At 53.8% G+C, this 14569-nt stretch carries 8 protein-coding genes and 1 pseudogene; 7 read left to right on the top strand and 2 right to left on the bottom strand.

What is annotated here, in order from left to right; all coding sequences use genetic code 11:
• Positions 1-737: 737 nt before the first annotated feature.
• From NLK60_RS17350 to NLK60_RS17340, 3 genes are read left to right on the top strand one after another with little or no spacing between them, the layout of a single operon-like run.
• Positions 738-1463, top strand: a complete 726-nt coding sequence (locus NLK60_RS17350) for a hypothetical protein (RefSeq protein ID WP_254810629.1) — start codon at positions 738-740, stop codon at positions 1461-1463.
• Position 1464: 1 nt separating this feature from the next.
• Positions 1465-1806 (top strand): DUF8156 family protein, encoded by a 342-nt coding sequence (locus NLK60_RS17345; protein ID WP_254810628.1) that lies wholly within the window; start codon positions 1465-1467, stop codon positions 1804-1806.
• Positions 1799-3940 (top strand): type B DNA-directed DNA polymerase, encoded by a 2142-nt coding sequence (locus tag NLK60_RS17340; protein WP_254810722.1) that lies wholly within the window; start codon positions 1799-1801, stop codon positions 3938-3940. Before NLK60_RS17345 ends, NLK60_RS17340 begins: the two co-directional genes overlap by 8 nt.
• Positions 3941-3956: 16 nt before the next feature.
• On the opposite strand, the gene NLK60_RS17335 is transcribed toward NLK60_RS17340, so the two are convergent.
• Positions 3957-5690, bottom strand: coding sequence for a hypothetical protein (locus NLK60_RS17335; protein ID WP_254810627.1), 1734 nt, complete (start codon positions 5688-5690; stop codon positions 3957-3959).
• A 58-nt stretch (positions 5691-5748) separates the two neighbouring features.
• Positions 5749-6609: pseudogene (locus tag NLK60_RS17330) on the bottom strand (tyrosine-type recombinase/integrase); the annotation flags it as partial.
• Positions 6610-7866: 1257 nt separating this feature from the next.
• Here NLK60_RS17330 and NLK60_RS17320 point away from each other — a divergent pair.
• Genes NLK60_RS17320 through NLK60_RS17305 form a run of 4 tightly spaced genes read left to right on the top strand, consistent with a single transcriptional unit; the run spans position 7867 to position 14481 of the window.
• On the top strand, positions 7867-9429 hold the full coding sequence (locus NLK60_RS17320) for a type I restriction-modification system subunit M (protein ID WP_254810626.1): 1563 nt from the start codon (positions 7867-7869) through the stop codon (positions 9427-9429).
• Positions 9426-10778: a restriction endonuclease subunit S gene (locus NLK60_RS17315; protein WP_254810625.1), complete on the top strand. Its 1353-nt coding sequence runs from the start codon at positions 9426-9428 to the stop codon at positions 10776-10778. The genes NLK60_RS17320 and NLK60_RS17315 overlap by 4 nt, the downstream gene beginning before the upstream one ends.
• A 2-nt stretch (positions 10779-10780) precedes the next feature.
• Positions 10781-13741, top strand: coding sequence for a type I restriction endonuclease subunit R (locus NLK60_RS17310; RefSeq protein WP_254810624.1), 2961 nt, complete (start codon positions 10781-10783; stop codon positions 13739-13741).
• Positions 13738-14481, top strand: a complete 744-nt coding sequence (locus tag NLK60_RS17305; RefSeq protein WP_254810623.1) for a M48 family metallopeptidase — start codon at positions 13738-13740, stop codon at positions 14479-14481. The genes NLK60_RS17310 and NLK60_RS17305 overlap by 4 nt, the downstream gene beginning before the upstream one ends.
• Positions 14482-14569 lie beyond the last annotated feature (88 nt).

The raw sequence follows: 14569 nt of genomic DNA, 5'->3' as shown, positions 1-14569 counted from the left end.
GTTTAGATGTCCACACCGAAGTGACGCGGTAGCAACAGAACGGGCTGGGGGGCTCGAACTGTCGATTCGGTGTACGGGGGACGGGGGGACACATTGACATCGCTAGAAGTAAAGCTACGACTCATGCTTGCAGGATTGATCTTTACACTCACAGCGGCAGTTTTCGTCGGCGGGTTCATGATCTGGGGGTAACTCAGACTGTTCTCGGCCACCGAGCGTGTTTGGAAGAGTTCGTTCGGATTGCAAACACGAGCAGTACAGGGATTTTACTCCTCACCGTGAGAACCAACGTATCGGAGAACAAGCCAAACAGGGATTATACTTGTAAGTATGAGGAATAGTAGGCCAGCCGCCCAGTTGACGTTAGAAAAATACGCATATACGGCCCCCATAGCGCCTCTTGAGGCTATTAGGAGAAGTACAAGAAGTGCGAAGACGAAAATAAAGCTGAGTCCCCTTCTTGAGTGAGAATTACCGTTCACCATATTATAAAAATATTACCTATGCACTGATGGGTCTTTCCTTGTCCAGCGTGCATCTCTACTGATCGATGCAAGCACCACTATAACACACCGTCCATCAGTTATTCAGATAACCGAACATCGGTTTTCGGATACTGATCTTCACAAACCGACTTTACAGACGCTCTCGAGCAAGAATCCACCAACCAAACGAATTATCCGAATTTCCGAACACCCCCTCGCCGCGTTTAATCCCTACTGCACTGACTTTCGAGTATGGGAACTGATACAGCGATACCACCAGATGATGACCGTCTCGAGTTTCCCGAACTCCCACCACTTGAGTCCGGCCTCGTCTTACTCGAGACGCCCGACTCCAGATCGACACTCCGGGGTGCGCTGCACGCCCTGGTCGTCGATCACGTCTTGCTCGAGAATACACGGGCAACGTGGATCGACAGTCGGGGCTTTGGCAGTACACGCCCACTGACGGATATCGCACCGAGCGACCGAATCCTCGACCGCATTGCTATCGCCCGTGGATTCACCGCCTACCAGCACGCTGCGTTACTCGAGACGCTCGTCGAACGCCTCGAACGGAGTTCCGAAGTCGACCAACCCGGCCTGATCGTTGTGCCAGCGCTCGATCACCACTACCGTGATACCGATCTCTACGACGGGGAAGGCCAAACCATGCTGATGGACGCGCTCGCCACGCTCGCAGGCGTTGCTCGACGCCTCGAGATACCTGTCCTCACGACACGCGTTCGCGACGATACGTTTGCAGAGCCAATCGCGAACTGTGCCAGCCAACACCTCGAGTGCGTTTCGACGGGGATGGGGCCGCGATTCATTGGCGAGGAATTCGAGACGCTCGTCTATCCCGAAGGTAACGGCTGGGTGCAGACGACGCTCGCGTTCTGGGAGCAAGTTCTCAAAGCCCGCGAACCACTGTACCGGCTGGCCCAGCCAATTTCACCCGAAACCACGACGGTGGTCTGAGATGGGTCGGACGAATCCAACGTTTCGCGACCAACTGCGCCATCTCGAAGAGCAGTGGGCGACCTACCGCCGGGCGTTGCGATACGATCACCAGGAGCACTTCGACCGACTGTTCGAATACGCCCGCGCTCACGCCGACGCGTCAGGTCACCAGAATCCCACCGACCCGATGCCCGCCATCTTGCTCTCAATCGCTCTCGAGCACGAACGCCACCTCCAGGAATTCGAAGCCGAACTCGAGGAGTTACAGCAGGCACTCGAGACGCTCGAAGCGCTCGAGAGTGCCGAGACTGCCGAGAAACACTCAGATCGAGCGGAGGAACCGGCTAATGTCGATGCCTAACGGCCTGTTCAAAGTCGACTATCTCACCGATAGCGTCGTTGAATGGCACGCCACCGATACGGGGGATGGCCTCGAGCGTCTCGAGAACTCCTCATACAAGCCGACGATCTACGCCATCCCCGAAGATCGAGGTGAGGAAACCTTCGAGTCACTGCTCGCAGCACTCGAGCGACACCCGCTGACCGTCGATACAGCACTCGAGCGTTTACGCCGTGGCTTTCGCGAAGGGCCAGAGCTAGTCGTCACAATCGACGTCGCCGATATCGCGGGCGTCGACGAACTCGCTCGCTGGCTTCGAGGCCGTGGCAAACCGGGTTCGATCACCTGCTACAATGTGGATTTCTCGCAGGAGTTCCGGTATTGCCTCGAGACAGGCCAGACGCCGACGCCCGAACGCGACCTGCGAACGGTCGAAATCAGCGCCCCAGAGACGGCGCTCACGGACGATATTCTCGAGACCATCTCCGTGACCGTCCCTGACGAAGAAACGACGGTCGAAGCTAACGGGGATGCCGAGAAAGCCATCGTGGCCGTTCAGGAGACGCTCGAGGCCATCGACCCCGATGTGTTGGTACTCTCGAATAGTCAACTCGCCCCAAAACTGTACGCAACAGCGACCGAGTATGGCTACGCCGATTTCGAGTTAGGGCGAGGTCCCTTCGGTGGGTATCAAACGCTCGCGGGTGCGTCGACGTTCGAAAGCTACGGGCAGGTTGGGCACTCCCCGGCCCGCTACAACGTTCCAGGCCGGGCGATTATCGACCGCTCGAATATGTTCTTTTACGACCAATCGGGACTCGAGGGCTGTCTGGATTTAGCGAGACGCTCATCGAAGCCGCTGCAAGAGATTGCGTGGGCGTCTATCGGCAATGTGTTGACGGCAATCCAGATCCACGAAGCCCGCTCTCGAGGTGTGTTGACGCCGTGGCGCTCGTGGCGTCACGAGTTTTTCAAACCCATGCGAACCCTACACCAGGCTGATCGAGGTGGGTTCACGTTCGCCCCCGACGTTGGCTTTCACGAGGGCGTTCACGAACTCGATTTCTCGAGTCTGTATCCCAATATCATCGTCGAGCGAAACGTCTCGCCCGATACCATCTGTTGTGACTGCCATAGCGACCGCGCTGATGTACCGGAGTTAGGCTATTCAGTGTGTGATGAACGCGGCTATCTCTGTGACGTACTCGAGCCCCTGATCCGTGACCGAGACGAAATCAAACGTCGAATTCGGGAGAATGACGATCCCGACGAACGCGAGGCCCTCGAGCGCAAATCAGCAGCCATCAAGTGGATACTGGTGTCGTGTTTCGGCTACCAGGGGTTTTCGAACGCCAAATTCGGGCGAATCGAGTGCCACGAGGCTATCAACGCTTACGCTCGCCAGATCTTGCTCGAGGCAAAAGACGCACTCGAGGCCGGTGGCTGGCGTGTCGTGCATGGCATCGTCGATAGTCTCTGGGTCCAGGCTCGAGACGACTGTGAACAGACCGATCTTCGACAGCTCGCCCGCGAGATTACAGCGAGTGTTGGGATTCGCCTCGAGTACGAAGCCCAGTTCGACTGGGTGGCCTTTGTCCCAATGCGAGATAGCGAGGCCGGAGCGCTCACGAAGTATTTTGGCGCGAAAATCGATGGCGGGTACAAGTATCGCGGGATAGAGTGTCGCCAGCGGTCGACGCCCACCTGGATCGCGGATTTGCAGCGAGAGTTGATCGAGGTGTTGGGTGAGTGTCGAACGCCGGAGGCGGTGTGTGATCGGTTGAAACAGGAACTCGAGGCGTTGCGGGAGGGTGAGGTCTCGAGTGGGGATCTCGAAGTTCGAATGCGTAGTTCGAAGCGACTCGAGGAGTATACGCAGTCGACGCTTTCGGTTGCAGCGCTCGAGCGAGCCAAGGCGCTGGGCCTCGAGAAACATCCCGGCCAGGACGTTCGATATGTAGTTGCGGATGATTCCAAGCGAGGTCGTGAGCGGGTTCGGCTGCCTCACGAGGCCATTGATCGGGTGGATTACGAGTGGTATGAGACTGAGGCCAAGCGGGCAGCCGAGAGTGTAGTCTCGCCGCTAGGGTGGCGGCGTGAGGAGATCGAGGCGTATCTGAGTAAGGACGAGAAGGGGACGCTCGAGGCGTATTAAAACGAGAACATGCCGCTCAATCTTCTTCGATAATGATTTTCTCGTCAGGTACCTTAGTGACCGGTCCATCAAAGATCCGTTCTGAGATCACTGTTTCGTCTTTTTCAAACATCGAAATGTATTCAACGTCCGTCAGAAATTCAATGTTTTGTCTTTTAATGTATGTTGGAGTTAAATTTGACACCACGTACACTTTTATGTCATTTTCCTCCCAGTGATCTGTAACTCTATTCGCTGCCTTAGCAAGAGGTGTTGATTTGTCTGAATTGAAACTGTCGTCTACATCGAGGTCCAACCACATTCCAATCTTTTCTGGGAGGGTTGGGCCAGATGGGCTTCTATTGACGGTAGTCGGTTCTTCGTTGAATATTTCAAGATCAAACTTTTCGTCAATGACTCTCAGACCATCTGATGCACGGAGGTTTATTGTAGGAACAAATAATTTCAATTCAATAAAGTGGACTTCATCATCCGTTGTCAATATAATGTCCAACTCACTACCATCCGAATCTGTGATTTCAGGTCTCAAATAGCACTCTTGAGCATGTTGCTTAAGATATTTGTAGAAATTTTCCTCATATCGTTTCGTTCTTTTCTCTGTTGCGGATTTAATAATTTCGTGCCCAGTGGGTCCTGCATTCTTATTTCTAAGTAGTGGGTAAACTTGATATTTTATCAGTCTGGCATAGTGTTGTGGATATAAATAGGCCGTTTTACGAACGGTAGCCATCCCAGTGCTATCCGCTTTTGAAAACTGGTCAGTGTGTTCTAATTTGAATAAGAACGGATGTCCCTCTGGTTTGTTTTTACTAACAATCACCTCATCTCGTACATCAGGCCAATACCCGCCAAAAGCGTCTTTTCCAGCCTTTTCAACTGTCTTCTTATCCAAAGTCACAGGATAACCGTTGTCCGCATTCTTAGCTTGTTCAAGTGATAGAGAATTATCTAAATTAGATAAGAAATCATTTATATAATTTATTGTTATTTCAGGGGTTAGGTTTGAATAGTATACACCACTAATCATCTCATCAACTGATGCAATTACTTTCAATTGTACAATTAATTCATACCAGTAGTCCCCAAACTCCTCTATTGTTTCAGGTGTATCTCTTGATCTGTAATCAATCTCATACCTGATATCATCCATAACTTTGGAAAATATCTCATACTCATCATAGTCTGCACAGAACATTGATTCGGCGATACGTCGAAATGCAAGCCACTTCTCAGTATATATGAACGAATAGTCTTTGGTGAACCTATTGGCGTCAACAGATGTACCGTCCTTTTTCTCACAATATATGAACTGATCGTTGGCATCCAAATACAATCTTTGTAGAATTGCATAGCTGTTGCGAAGAATAGTGATATCTTCGTCAAAGCCTGAATAATTTTCTATACGTTTTTGGCCAGAGTAGTTTGAGCAAAGTACCCCTCGGACCAATCGTGCCAAATATCCGAATTCAAAAATCTGAAAACCATTTCTATCAAAGAAATCATAACTCCTTTTGTTCAACCTGCTTATAAGGTAATATAGAACATCATGTTTTCGATAATCTTGTAATGCCTTAGGTATGTTTTCCACAGTGAATCGCGATTTATTGATTAAATAGTTGGTTTTACCTGTTACTATTGGTTGAGCTTCCAAGTCTAGTCCTAGGCAATTGGGGCAAAAGAGAAACTTGTCCCTTTGATCTGAATGTGAGTTTGAAACTCCTAAGATGTTACCACACTCATTACAGGGCATTAACAATATTCTCGGCTGTACCTTCATAAGGGTGTCCTCAAAAACAATTAGAAGGCCCTCACTCCCTTTCAAAAACTGCCGTATTGTCTTCACCCAACTCGCTTGCTTCGATATGCGAGTACATCTTCGATGTCGTCTTTGGATCGGCGTGACGAAGCGTTCGTTGAGCTCGCTGTGCACCGTGTTCTCGATACAGCGCTTCACCGACGCCTCGACGAGCCCCGTGCAACGTCAGATATTCTCCAGCCTCGAGATCCAACCCAGGAACGTCGGCTTCCTTCGAGAGTCGCTTGAATAGCGTCCGAGTACCGGAGGTACTCATTGCGGGCGGTTCGATGTCGTTCTCGAGCATGAAATCCCAGGGGTCACCGTCCGGTTTGTCGTATCCTTCCTCCTCGATTCTCTTGTATAGCGACGGCGGATGCCTCGAGGGAAACACGGGCCAGCCTTCGGATGGCGGATCGATAATTCGGCGAAGTTGATGCAGGGGTTTGATCGTCTGCCCGGTGAGACCGACGTCTTCGGTTTCCTGGCTCTTCCCTAAGACGCGAATGGTTCCGTTCTCAAGGTCGACGGCGTGCCACCGGAGGCCGACGCGTCGATCATCGCGATAGTCGGCCAGTATCTCGCTTCCACGAACGCCCGTGTACGCGATCACGGTGATCAGTGCCCGGTTCCGAACGGCCTCGAACGCATCCATCCCGTGTTCGTCGATTTCTTTTCGAGCCTGTTCGTCGACGTACTCGACGATGGCTCTCCGTTGTTCGGGCGATCAGAACTGTTGTGAGCCGCTGTTGCTATCTGAATCTGTAGGGAGATTCGATTTCGCCCGCTCTTTCGCTGCCGATTTCTTGATTAGATTGTGCCTCTTAGTCGTCCATGAAAGAAATGCTGAGACGGGTAATTGATAATTCACCGCTCAAAAGAACGACGTGAGTGTTTAGCTACCCACGGAACAGTGATGCGATCGCTGCGATGAACATGGCGATTACAAAGAGGTATACTAGTACCTCGATATGCGTTACGAACTGTTCGGTGCTGTAGCTAAACACGAATGGAATCCAATTTTCAATCATTTTTCTTTCCGGTTGCTTTGTTTTTCGATGGCAACCAGACAATTCTACAACGTTTCAGTATATATTACTAGGGTCAATTATATTAGTGAAAGCTAAATTGGCGACAAAGAGTGGTGTAAAATAGTGCGATTAGGTGTTGCCATGCAGGGTTCAGTAAGTCACTTTCCGTGCAGGTTTGTCTTTGACGATGACGTATCCACGACCCACAGCACTGACACCTGCTTCGTAGGCGGTTCGAGTGGTGGGGTCTGGCTCATCGGAACCGATCTTTCGCATTTAGGCCAGGTAAATAGAACGTCAGAACAAGTTAACGTGGTGGAGGGCTATTTTCGCACGTCGTCGATGCTCTTCGCTGAATCATTCGTCTTCAGATCCACATACGAGTCGTGGGTCGTCTCGATTGACGTGTGTCGGAGCGCTTCCTGTGCGCATTCGGACTGGTCGGGTCGTAGAGTCCCAACCGACCGCTCGACGCGCGCCGTGCATCGTAGGGTGGTCGTAATCGCTCTCAGGATTGATACGGCCTCTTTCGAGAGTTGTTTCAAAACCTCTCGAGCGCTCTCTTTAGAGAGTGCTGGAGGTGTGGGGTGTCGTGTTCGTGGAGTAATCTGTCCACCGTCTCAGGATTGGTCTTGTCTTTGGCCAGCGCCAACTCGGACTCGACGCGACCCTCGCTGCGGGCGTACTACGGGCGCTGACGAACTTCGAGTTCTCTAATATCGCCCGGTATATCGCCCGAAGGGAGTGGTTCGATGCTTGGGATTTGGCTCTGGTTCCGGTTCGCCCTCAGCGTCGAGGTTGAGTTCGTCGAACGGATTGCTCATCGAAGCATCCCACTATTCAGAACGACTGGCCTGAGGTCGTCGTAGTAGGGGATCTGGTCACTCTCATTGTCGTAATCCTGCAAGGGTTAGTTGTGCTGGAGCGAACAGGAAAACGCCGAGCGATGGCGAACGCAGACTTTTGGTGGTCAAAATCCGCCCGGGACTACTAACTCGGAGTTTTGAATCCCGACAGCGTAGCGTGTAGCCACAGGGTGAGTCGGCCCCCTACATCCTGTGGACGTTGGTGTTATTACCTTGCGATATCATTCCAGATGTATGGCTGATAGCGACCAGGCAACGCTCCCTGGCACGGAATCTGATATACTCACGCTCGAGACGCTCGAGAAGCATCTGTGGGCGGCTGCGGACAAACTGCGCGGCAGCATCGACTCAGCAGATTACAAGAACTACATCTTCGGACTGTTGTTCCTCAAGCGGGCGAACGACCGCTTCGAGGAGGAAACGGAAGAGGTTGCCGAGGAGCTCGGGATACCGATAGAGACCGCCAGAGACGACCGTGACCTCCACAAAGAGTTCTGGATTCCCGAACGCGCCCGGTGGGACCACATCAAAGCGCAGGAGACCGACGTCGGTGCAGCACTAAACAAGGCGCTCGCGACGGTCGAAGACGAGAACGACCCTATCGCCGACCGCGTGCTCACAACGGTCGATTTCAACGACAAGGAAAGGCTACCCGACTCACTGCTCTCCGACCTCGTCTCGCACTTCTCGAAGCACCGGTACCGGAACGTGGATCTCGAGGATCCGGACATCTTCGGGCGGGCCTACGAGTACCTCATCCGCGAGTTCGCCGACGACGCCGGCAAGAAGGGGGGCGAGTTCTACACGCCGCGGGAGGTCGTCCGTCTCATCGTCAAGTGCGTGAATCCGGAGCCGGGCCATCGCGTCTACGACCCCTGCTGTGGCTCCGGCGGGATGCTCATCTACTCCGCCGAGCACATCCGCGAGTCGGGCGGGGAGATGGACGACATCTCGCTGTATGGCCAAGAGAAGAACCTAAACACCTGGGCGATCGGCCAGATGAACGTCCTGTTGCACGAGCTGTACGACGCGAAGATCGAGAAGGGCGATACCATCACGGAGCCCAAACGCGTCACGAAACACGACGAGCTCGAGGTGTTTGATCGGGTCATCGCGAACCCAATGTGGAACCAGAAGGAGTGGAACAAGGAGTGGGTCGAGGACAACGAGCCGTACAACCGCTTCCCGTACGGGCTCCCGCCGTCGAACCGTGGCGACTGGACGTGGATCCAGCTCATGATCGCCTCGCTGAACGAGACCGGGAAGGCGGGCGTCGTCATGGATAATGGCGTGCTGTTCCGCTCGCGCTCGGAGAAGAAGATCCGCAAGCCGATCCTGGAGGACGACCTCGTTGAGGCCGTGATCGCGCTCCCGGAGAACCTGTTCTACAACACCTCGTCGCCGGGGTGTATCCTGATTCTGAACAAGGACAAGCCCGCAGAACGCGAGGGCAAGGTGCACTTCATTTACGCCGAGGACCAGACGCTTCGGGACTCCGAGGTGCAGGTGTTCGAAGAACTCTCGAATCAGAACCGACTGACCGACGACGGTGTCGAGTACCTCGCCGAGACGTTCCAGGTTGGTCGGGAGGAAGACCACCACAGTCGGCTGGTTGATCTGGAGGAGATCGAGGAAAACGACTGGAACCTGAACGTCCCACGATACGTTGATACTACCGAACCCGAGGAGCCGATCGACGTGAGCGAGAAGCTACGGGAGTTGGATCGACTGGCCGAGGAGCGTCAGAAAACCGACGAGAAACTTGAGCAGTACATGGGGGAATTGGAGTATCGATGACCAGTGAAGTAGCCCTCGGAGATCCCCGTGACGGATATGAGATCGTTCAATTAGGGCCACGAGAGATCATGCTGCCCGAGGATTGGGAGATCTACCCAGTTAAGGAACTTTTCGAGATAGAGAAAAATTCGTTTGATCCTAGTGGATTGGACTCGGGGTCCGAGGTGATGCTCTACTCAATGCCAGCGTACGATTCCGGTCAAGAACCTATTCAAACCCTCGCGTCCGAGATTGGGAGTAAAAAATACCGAGTTCCAAAAGACACAATCCTGTTCCCCAAGCTGAATATCCGAAAACGACGATTTTGGAGAGTTAAACAGGATCATAGCCTCCCCGCAATATGTTCGACCGAATACTGGCCTCTATTACCAAAGAGATCTCTTGAACTTGATTTTTACCACTATTATTTCGGTAGTTACGAATTCACTAGCAATCCAAAAGTGACGTCTGCGTCCAGTACGAACAGTCACAAGCGAGTAAAGCAGTCTTCATTTGAGAAGCTTCGGCTACCGCTACCTACTCTCCCAGAACAGCGCCGTATCGCCGACATCCTCTCAACGGTCGACGAGCAGATTCAACAGACAATCGAGATCATCGAGAAACGGGGAGAATTACGCAAGGGGTTGCTTCAGGAACTCTTCCACCAAGGTGCGGTCGAACATGAACGGATACTTGATCTAGGAGAGTCGGCCGACAAGGCCGGTGGTGTCAACACCGGAATGGACCAGACAACTATTGGACAGATTCCAGAAAGTTGGGAAACAGAGCGACTCGGTGAACTCACAGAGAATTCGGCATACGGAGTGAATGCCAGCGCAGAGGAGTTCGATACTGAAAAGCCTCGATATCTTCGAATTACAGATATCGCTGACGATGGTCATCTCAAGGAAGAAGATCCTAAAAGTATCTCACGGGATGTATCTGATGGATACGAACTGAAACCTGGAGACTTGGTGTTTGCGAGGACCGGTGCCACAGTCGGCAAGACACTCCTCTATCAAGAAGACCATCCCGAGGCGGCATATGCTGGTTATCTGATCCGATTTCAGTTTGATCAGACGCGCATTCACCCCAAGTTCGCTTTTTATTTTACACAGACAAATAACTATGATCGCTGGGTATCTCGAATCACGCGACAAGGCGCACAAGAGAACATCAACACGGGAGAATATTCCAGTATTCTTCTTCCACTCCCGCCAATTGATGAACAAAAGGAAATAGTGTCAATACTAGAGACTGTGGATCAGAATATCGAACAGGAGCGAAAAACAAAGAAATCGCTTCAAGACCTCAAACGCGGCCTCATGCAGGATCTCCTCACAGGGAAGGTCCGCGTCAACACCGAGTGACTATGCCAGACGAGTACGCCGAGTCCGAACGCCCTGCTCTCGAAGCCCTCCAGCGACTCGGCTGGGAGGTCGTCGATCAGCAACAGTCCACTTGGATCGATCCCAGAGAGACGGAGTCCTCAGCTGTACTCGAACCGCGGCTGCGCAAGGCTGTCGAGCGCTTGAACCCGTGGCTCAACGAGAACAATCTGCACACGGCCGTCCACGAGATTCAGCAGGTCGCCGGGACGAGCACGATGGACGAGAACGAACAGATCCACGAGAAGCTCGTCCGCCACATCTCCGTCGAGCAGGACCGCGGCCACGGCAAGCAACACCAGACGGTCCAGTACATCGACTACGAGAACCCCGAGAACAACGACTTCTTCGCGCTCAACCAGTTCCGAGTCGCCGGGCCGGTCGAGGTCGTCAAGCCCGACATCGTGCTGTTCGTCAACGGCATCCCGCTTGGCGTCGTTGAGTGCAAGAGCCCACAGATTCCGGAGCCGCGGTCGGAGGCGCTCGATCAGCTCACCCGTTATCAAAACGAACGCGACGGAGAGTCGGAGGGGGCCGAGGAACTGTTCCGATACAACCAGTTCTCGGTCGCCACCTGGATGGAGGGAGCGGTTATGGGCACCTACGGAACGCCGAAGGATCAGTACAAGCCATGGCGGGACGCCTACCCGCTCAAGGATGACGAACTGATTGAGCTGTTCGACCTCGAGGGGTACCTCCCGGATCAGTACCGCATGCTCTACGCGCTGTTTGAGCCATCGCGTTTGCTGGACCTGTTGCGACACTTCACGGTGTTCGAGAACCGCCAGAGTGGTGCAATCAAGATGGTTGCCCGCTATCAGCAGTACCGTGCGGTTCGGAAGGCACTCGAGCGGATCGACAAGCGCGGCCGGCGCGAGGCACAAGGAGGTGTCGTCTGGCACACCCAGGGCTCAGGGAAGTCGCTAACGATGCTCTTTCTCGCGCTGAAGCTGCGCCGACTCAAGGACGACCCGACGCTTCTGCTGGTCACGGATCGACGAGCACTCAATGACCAGATTCACGCGACGTTCGAGCGGTGTGGCTTCCCGAACCCGAAGAAGGCCGAGAGTATCGACGACCTTCGCGACCGGCTCTCGTACGATGCGGGCGAGACAATTACGACGCTGATCCACAAGTTCCAGACCACTGATGACGAAGAGGACTTTCCGGTGCTCTCCCGTAACGAGAACGTCTACGTGATGGCCGACGAGGCCCACCGGACGCAGGACAAGGAACTTGCGAACAACATGCGAACGGCGCTTCCGAACGCGTTCTATGTCGGGTTCACCGGCACGCCTATCGAGAAAGACGAGATCAACACTCGCCGGACGTTCGGGAACTACATCGACACGTACACGATCGACCAGTCGCTGGATGACGGCGCGACAGTCGAGATCCTGTATCAGGGCCGTCTCGCGGACATCCACCTCGAGGGGGAGACGTTGGATCGCCTGTTCGATCGCATCTTCTCGGACAAGACTGACGAGGAGAAGGCGGAAATCCAAAAACGGTACGCTCGTACGCAAGACCTCGCTGAGGCCCAGCCCCGAATTGACCGCGTCGCGCTGGACATCATCGAACACTTCGAGAACGAGTTGCCTCCGCCGTTCAAAGGCATGGTCATCACCACCAGCAAGGAGGCGGCGATCCGATACAAGGAGACCCTTGACAGTCTGAATGGGCCGGAGTCACGGGTCATCGTCTCTGAGGGGCACAATGACCCCGAGCCCATCAAAAAATGGACTCCCACCGATTCACAGAAGAGCCAGTACAAGGAGTCGTTCGTCGATCCGAACGGCGAAGTCGAGTTGCTCATCGTCTGTGATATGCTCCTGACGGGTTTCGACGCCCCGGTGGCCCAGGTGATGTATCTCGACAAGCCGCTGCGGGAGCACAGCCTGTTGCAGGCAATCGCCCGTGTGAACCGGCCGTTCGAGGAGAAGACCCACGGGCTCATCATCGACTACTACGGTGTCTCGGACGAGTTGAAGGAGGCGCTTGCGATGTTCAGTTCGAAGGACGTCGAGCGGGCGATGGTGCCGGTTGCGGACAAGCAGCCTGACCTTGAGGCGGCACACAGCAAAGCGGTCTCGTTCTTCGAAGACCTCGATGATGTTGAGGCTTGTGTCCAATCGCTCGAGCCTGATGACCGACGAATCGAGTTCAAGAACGCGTTCAAGCGCTTCTCGCAACTGATGGATATCATCTTGCCGGATCCGATGGCGAACCCGTACCGCGACGACTTGGACCAGCTCAGCACGATCTATGGCAAGGCCAAGGAACGCTATCGTGACGAGAGTATGAATCTCGAGGGGGCGGGAGCGAAGGTGCGGAAGCTCATCCAGGATCACATTACTTCGCAGGGTATCGAGATTCTGAACGAGGAGCCCGTTTCCATCATGGACGAGGTTGAGTTCGATGCTAAACTTCAAGACCTAGAGAGCGACGAAGCTCGGGCAAGTGAGATGCAGAATGCTATCAAGCACGAAATCAACGTCCGGTTCGACGAAGACCCTGTTCAGTATGGGTCGCTCAGAGAGCGGCTTGAAGAACTCATCGAGGAGTATCGTGAAGGACGCCGAAGCGAACGTGAAACGATCGAACAACTTCGATCACTAATGGACGAGATACGTTCACGCGACAAAGCGGCTCGGAGTAAAGGACTCCGTGACGAAACCGACCTCTCGTTCTATCACGCCGTTGAGGACGTGCTGGGAGACCACGACGTTGGAGATGAAGACTTCATTGAGCTCACTGCAGATTTGGTTGAGACCGTTGAGGGGTTCGTGACGAAGGTTGAATGGAAAGAGCGGTCGCACCTCCAGAACCGAATGCGGAAGGAGGTGACTGGAGACCTGTACCGGTCTGAAATAGGCCTCTCGGGTGATGAACGCAAAGAGCTGACGAACCGCGTCATCGAATTGGCGCGTGCTCACTACCAATGAGTGAACGATTTAAACGGCACCATCATATCGGGCAAACGGTCGTTCCGTACACGATTGATTGGTCGGAGAACAGGGAGACGATGGAGCTCTCGATCGACGAATCTCTCGAGGTGACGGTTACAGCGCCGATGACCGCAACAACTGCTGATGTGGAGGAGGTACTCGAATCTCGGCAAGAGTGGCTGCTCGAGAAGCTGTATGGGCTGAAAGAGCAGGAGGGACCGCCGTATCCGAAAGAGTACATGAGCGGCGAGAAACTTCAGTATCGTGGTCGGCAGTATCCGCTCGAGGTTGTCGAGGCGGACGTCTCCCAACCGGAGCTATCTTTCGACGAACAGAAATTCACCCTTCAAACCCATCGTTTTGAAAAAGGTGGTGACGAGGTGAGCATTCGGAGAAAACGCCAGGCAGTTGTCGACTGGTTTATCGAGCAGGCCGACCAGGAACTCCCCGAACGGGCGACTCGATTCGAGTCAAGGTTGGGGCTTGAAGACGTACCCGTGGACGTTGGTGAGATTGACGGGCGATGGGGAGAGTATGAAGACGGTACTGTCCGCCTCAATTGGCGATTGGTCCGTGCCCCCGTCCGGATACAAGACTACGTTCTCGTTCATGAGTTGGCTCACTCCGTTCACGATGATCATTCCGACTCGTTCTGGAATACAGTTGGAGCACTCATCCCGGACTACGAGGAACGCCGAAGGTGGCTCCGTGTGAACGGAAACACTCTGAGTGTCTGAATTGTCACACCCTAAATTTCAAACATAAACCGACAACGATCCGTTTTCAGCACGAGGGTGGGTTTTAATTCCACCTTTCATTTGTCAG

The organism is Natronosalvus amylolyticus (assembly GCF_024298845.1).
Classification (GTDB): Archaea; Halobacteriota; Halobacteria; order Halobacteriales; family Natrialbaceae; genus Natronosalvus; species Natronosalvus amylolyticus.
Note: the sequence above shows the minus strand (reverse complement) of the source record. Positions and strands in the feature narration are given on the sequence as shown.

What these genes read in the sequence shown, in the direction of transcription:
- NLK60_RS17350 (WP_254810629.1), top strand. Translation starts at nt 738, where the DNA reads ATGGGAACTGATACAGCGATACCACCAGATGATGACCGTCTCGAGTTT.
- NLK60_RS17345 (WP_254810628.1), top strand. Translation starts at nt 1,465, where the DNA reads ATGGGTCGGACGAATCCAACGTTTCGCGACCAACTGCGCCATCTCGAA.
- NLK60_RS17340 (WP_254810722.1), top strand. Translation starts at nt 1,799, where the DNA reads ATGCCTAACGGCCTGTTCAAAGTCGACTATCTCACCGATAGCGTCGTT.
- NLK60_RS17335 (WP_254810627.1), bottom strand. Translation starts at nt 5,690, where the DNA reads ATGCCCTGTAATGAGTGTGGTAACATCTTAGGAGTTTCAAACTCACAT.
- NLK60_RS17320 (WP_254810626.1), top strand. Translation starts at nt 7,867, where the DNA reads ATGGCTGATAGCGACCAGGCAACGCTCCCTGGCACGGAATCTGATATA.
- NLK60_RS17315 (WP_254810625.1), top strand. Translation starts at nt 9,426, where the DNA reads ATGACCAGTGAAGTAGCCCTCGGAGATCCCCGTGACGGATATGAGATC.
- NLK60_RS17310 (WP_254810624.1), top strand. Translation starts at nt 10,781, where the DNA reads ATGCCAGACGAGTACGCCGAGTCCGAACGCCCTGCTCTCGAAGCCCTC.
- NLK60_RS17305 (WP_254810623.1), top strand. Translation starts at nt 13,738, where the DNA reads ATGAGTGAACGATTTAAACGGCACCATCATATCGGGCAAACGGTCGTT.